This window comes from Actinomycetota bacterium, assembly GCA_005774595.1.
Taxonomy (GTDB): Bacteria; Actinomycetota; Coriobacteriia; order Anaerosomatales; family D1FN1-002; genus D1FN1-002.
This window is the reverse complement of record VAUM01000153.1, coordinates 1-4,478: the sequence shown is the minus strand read 5'-3', so window position 1 is coordinate 4,478 and position 4,478 is coordinate 1. Positions and strand designations below refer to the sequence as shown.

The 4,478-nt window shown below is 71.4% G+C and carries 4 protein-coding genes; 2 read left to right on the top strand and 2 right to left on the bottom strand.

The window, feature by feature from the left end:
• A partial coding sequence (locus tag FDZ70_06830) for an ROK family protein (GenBank protein TLM76278.1) occupies window positions 1-438 on the bottom strand: 438 nt, incomplete at its 3' end.
• The gene (locus tag FDZ70_06825) at window positions 321-881 is read right to left on the bottom strand and encodes an ImmA/IrrE family metallo-endopeptidase (GenBank protein TLM76277.1); all 561 of its coding nucleotides are present in this window, start codon (window positions 879-881) and stop codon (window positions 321-323) included. The genes FDZ70_06825 and FDZ70_06830, both read right to left, overlap by 118 nt.
• 101 nt (window positions 882-982) lie before the next feature.
• Here FDZ70_06825 and FDZ70_06820 point away from each other — a divergent pair, with 101 nt between their 5' ends.
• Both FDZ70_06820 and FDZ70_06815 read left to right on the top strand, forming a co-directional pair.
• A complete protein-coding gene (locus FDZ70_06820) occupies window positions 983-2,878 on the top strand; it encodes a HEAT repeat domain-containing protein (GenBank protein ID TLM76276.1) in 1,896 nt (631 codons plus the stop codon).
• A 5-nt stretch (window positions 2,879-2,883) separates the two neighbouring features.
• Complete coding sequence (locus FDZ70_06815) at window positions 2,884-4,350, top strand: HD-GYP domain-containing protein (GenBank protein TLM76275.1); 1,467 nt, start codon at window positions 2,884-2,886, stop codon at window positions 4,348-4,350.
• Window positions 4,351-4,478: the final 128 nt, after the last annotated feature.

The window sequence follows — 4,478 nt, the reverse complement described above, 5'->3', positions numbered from 1 at the left end:
GAACTCGACCGACTGCCGGCGGAAGTCGACCTGCGCGGGTAGGCCGATGCCGACACCCGCCACCTCCGACGGGTGCAGCGAGCCGGTCATCTTGCCCGCGAGCTCGATGATCGTGTCCACGATGACGAACGGGCCGCCGTCACGCGGCGTCAGCACCCGCTCCTCCGAGACGACGCGGCCCTTCCGCTCGACGAGGCCCGCGGCGATCCGCGTGCCGCCCACGTCGATGCCGACCGCATACGAAGTGCGCATCAACCCTCCGAAGTGACGGGCCCGCGCTGGCGTCAGAGGTTGAAGGGGCGGGCCCTCTCGCGATGATATCAGTAGTCCCAGTGGATGCCGCGGTCCTTGATGAGGCCGAGGCCCTTCATCTTCTCCATCATCTCGCCCTCGGTCACGGCGAACAGTCGGGCGAGGTACCGGTAGTCGTTGAACCATTTGCGCGCCTCGTCGGCGACCATGAACTCGGGCAGCACGAGCTCTGCGCCCACGACGTCGGCGGGGCGGTGGTCCGCGACGTTGCGGGGGTACGTCGCGCCCTCCTCGGCGAGCATGATGACCACGTGCCCGATCATGTGCGCGAGCGTGGAGCGCTGGTGCAGCTCGTCGCGAGTGGCGTTAACGACCATGACCGGCATGCCCTCCTCGGACACGAGCATGCCCGAGAAGAACCCGGCCAAGCGCACGGGCCTGACGGGCACGCCGATCGTGTCGGCGACCACGCGCATGTCGACCGGCGGCTCGAGGATGCCGGCCTGCCTGAGCGCATCAGCCGCGAGATCGCGGTAGTACGCGTCGGTCTTGAGCACGAGTGGGCTCTCCCGCCTGCGGTACGGCCGCCCACGCGGGCGGCTCTTCCCGTACAGTCTACACATCGGCACGCACGCCGACGCCCTTCGCGCGAGTGTGCGCTGCGTCACGCACCCGGGGCGCGAAAGGCCGATACTCTAGGGGCAGGGCCGCGCGGCGGGAGGAGGCGACGATGGAGCGCGAGAGCCTCGCAAGGCCGGAGGAGATGCTGCGCTTGCTGGCGTCGGCCGCCGACGCCGCCCGCCTCTACCCGCCCGCGAGCGAGCTGCCGCGTCAGGCGGTCGCGCGGTTCGTCACCTTCGCGAACGCGACCACGTCGGCCTCCGGGCCGGTGCGGTTCACCATCGACCCCCACGGGTTCCGGCTCGGCGAGCGCGAGATCGCGGGCGGCGTCAGCCACGTCGTCTCGCTCGCGGAAGCGCTGCACCGGCTCCAGTCCGGCCAGCTCATAGTCGCGCCCGACCTGACCGACGAGGAGACCGCGACGTTCCTTGCGACCTGCGCGCAGGATCCCCAGGAGGTCCGCAGCGCCGGCGGGCTCCGCGCGGCGCTCGGCGCCGCAGGCGTGGCGCGCATCGCGGTCATCGAGGTCTCACTGCGCGCGTCGAGCGAGGAGGGGCTGCTCGGCGTCGACCTGGCCGCTGCGCCACTCGACGAGATCGCCGAGGAGACCGCCGCGGCGGCGGACCGATGGGCGCGCGCGGCGGCGAGCGGCCAGGCGGTCGACGAGATGGCAGCGTCGCTCGAGAGCCTCGAGGAGGCCACCCGCGACATCGCCATGCAGCGCGTGGCCCAGGCGCTGCTCCGCCTCGACGAGCCCACGCGCGAGCGCGTGCTCGCGGCGTCGCTCGCCCCGGCGCCCGGCGGCGAGCGCATGAAGGGCATGCTCGGGGTGGTCGCGCGCATGAACCCGGCCGCGCTCGCCCGGCTGCTCGCCCTGACGGCCGCACGCGTGAACGCCGCGCCCGAGCGAGTCGCCATGGCGCTCGACCTGCCACCCGAGGCGCTCAAGATGGTGATGGAGCTGCTGAAGCCGTCTCCGCGCTCAGAAGCCGACTGCGGCGTGCCGCCCGATGTCGACACCTCGCACATGGCGGCCGACATCGCCGAGACCGACGACCGCTCCGACCTCGACCGCCAGATCGCGATCTCCGCGCCGGCGCTCGCCTCCGGCAAGCGGCTCGTCGCCGACGTGCGGCTCTCGCACAAGAGCCCGGACCTCGACACGGTCACCGCGATCGGGCACGCGCTGCCCGGCGCAGCGCGCGACGGCGCACTCGTCGAGGTGCGCGAGGCGCTCCGGCGCCTTGACGAGCTGCGCGAGGACCCGGTGCTCACCGAGGCGGTCGACCGCGCGCGAGCGACGCTCGCGGACCCCGTCATGCTGCGCGACCTGTGCCGCGCGCCGCTCACCGACGCCGACGCGGCGGTGGCGGGCGAGATCCTGTCGGCCGCGGGGCCGGCGGGCGCGCAGGCGCTCCTCGAGGTCTACCTGCACACCGACGAGTTCCGGCGCTCGCTCATGCGCCCGGTGCTGCGCGGCATGTCCGACCAGGTGTTGAGCGTCGCGGGCCGCATGCTGCGCACGGCCGACACCCAGACGGCCGCGGCCGTGCTCGGCACGCTGTCGCACCTCGGCGACCGGCGCGTGCTCCCGGTCATCGCAACCGCGCTCGAGAACGTCGACGTCAACGTGCGCGCCGCGGCGCTGCGGGCGCTGGCAGACACGCGCTTGGACGAGGCGGTCACGGCACTGGAGAAGGCGCTCGGGCACTGGGACCCGGCATCGCGCCGGCACGCGGCGCGGGAGCTCGGCCGCATCTGCGCCGAATCGGCGGTCCCGGCCCTCTCGCGGGTGCTCGATAGGATACAGTTGTTCGAGAGGAACTACGAACTCAAGAAGGAAGTCATAGCCAGCCTCGAGGCGATCGGCTCCGCAAAGGCGCTTCCCGCACTGCGCCGGATCGCCAAGGCCGGGTGGCCCTTCGGCCGCAAGCGCAAGGAGTTGAGGTTCCTCGCGCGCAACGCGATGGCGCGACTCGAGGACCGGGAACGCGGGAGGCAGTGACGCACATGGGCGAAGAAGAGCGTCTCGACACACCCGAGGAGATGGCGGCGCAGACCGGGCCGGGCACCGAGGCCCCGTTCGCGACCCCGGCGAAGCTCGCGCGCGCCAAGGAGCTCTTGCGCTCCGTGGCGGTTGCCCAGAACAACGCCACGCTGTACCCGCCCACGCACCCGCTCGTGAAGCAGGGCCTCGACGAGGTCGTCACCGCCGTGTGCGGCCTGGCCGACCTCGGCTTCGAAGAGGTCACCATCAACGTCTACAAGGGCACGCTGTTCGTCGAGAACCAGGTCTTCCCCGAGGAGAGCGTGACGCACCGCAGGCTCGTGGAGGACCTGCTCGCGCGCGGCGTCTCCGCCATCACCCTCGATGATGAGATCACCGCCGAGGACGCGCAGGCGCTGATCGACCTGATCGTCGACACGACTATCTCGGACATCGAGGCAGCCCGGACGTTCCTCGAGCTGCGCGCGGTCGCCTCGGTGGGAGTGGCCGAGACCACGACACTCGAGGGCACCGAGTCGGCCGCCGAGGACCGCGAGAGCAAGGGAAAGGCCCGGGAGGCCTACGACCTCGGCATGTCGGCGATGCGCGACGTGGAGACGCAGACGAAGCTCGGCAAGGTGTTCGACCTCGAGCCGCTGCAGAACCTGGTCAACACGCTGCTCGACAACCTGTTCCGCGACCCGGCCGCCGTGCTCGGCCTGACCGCGATTCGCGGGCACGACGACTACACGCTCAACCACGCGATCAACGTGTGCATCCTCGCGCTGTCGGCGGGCGCGTCGCTCGGGCTCGACGCCGAGTCGCTGAGGTCGCTCGGCCTGTCCGCGCTCCTCTACGACCTCGGCAAGGTGCGCATCCCGGAGGACATCCTCAACAAGGAAGGCCCCTTGACGAGCGACGAGTGGCAGATCGTGAAGTCGCACGCGACCGAGGGCGCGGACCTGCTCAAGCGCATCCAGCTCGTGGACCACATGCCGATGATCGTGGCGCTCGAGCATCACCAGCGCCACGACCTGCAGGGCTACCCCGAGCCGGACGCCGGCACGGAGCAGCACCTGTTCTCCAAGATCGTCGCGCTGTGCGACGCGTACGACGCGATGACCACGCGGCGCCCGTTCCGCCGCGAGATCCGTCCCGACAAGGCGCTCGCCGTGCTGATGCAAGGCCGAGGCAAGGCGTACGACCCGTCGCTCACCAAGGCGTTCGTGCAGATGCTCGGCATCTATCCGATGGGCGCGGTCGTGAAGCTGACCGACGGCCGGAGCGCGGTGGTCTTCCGCGTGAACCGCGACGACCTGCTGCGCCCGCGCGTCAAGGTGCTCGTGGACCCGGAGGGGCGCTGGTACGAGGAACCCACCGTGTTCGACCTGCGCATCGTCGACCCGGCCACCGGCGAGTACGGCTGCTCGATCGAGGAGGCCGTGCCCGCGTCCGACGTCGGCATCGACGACGTCTGGCAGTACCTGTAGCAGACGCCCCGCGGCGCAGGGCCGGGGCGCGCGGCAGGCCGAGTGCGCGCCCTCCGGGCCCTTCTTCCGCGGCGCGGCGTCACATACGACGTCGTATGTGACGTCACCGGCGACGTCGTATGTGACGC

What these genes read in the sequence shown, in the direction of transcription:
- FDZ70_06820 (TLM76276.1), top strand. Translation starts at nt 983, where the DNA reads ATGGAGCGCGAGAGCCTCGCAAGGCCGGAGGAGATGCTGCGCTTGCTG.
- FDZ70_06815 (TLM76275.1), top strand. Translation starts at nt 2,884, where the DNA reads ATGGGCGAAGAAGAGCGTCTCGACACACCCGAGGAGATGGCGGCGCAG.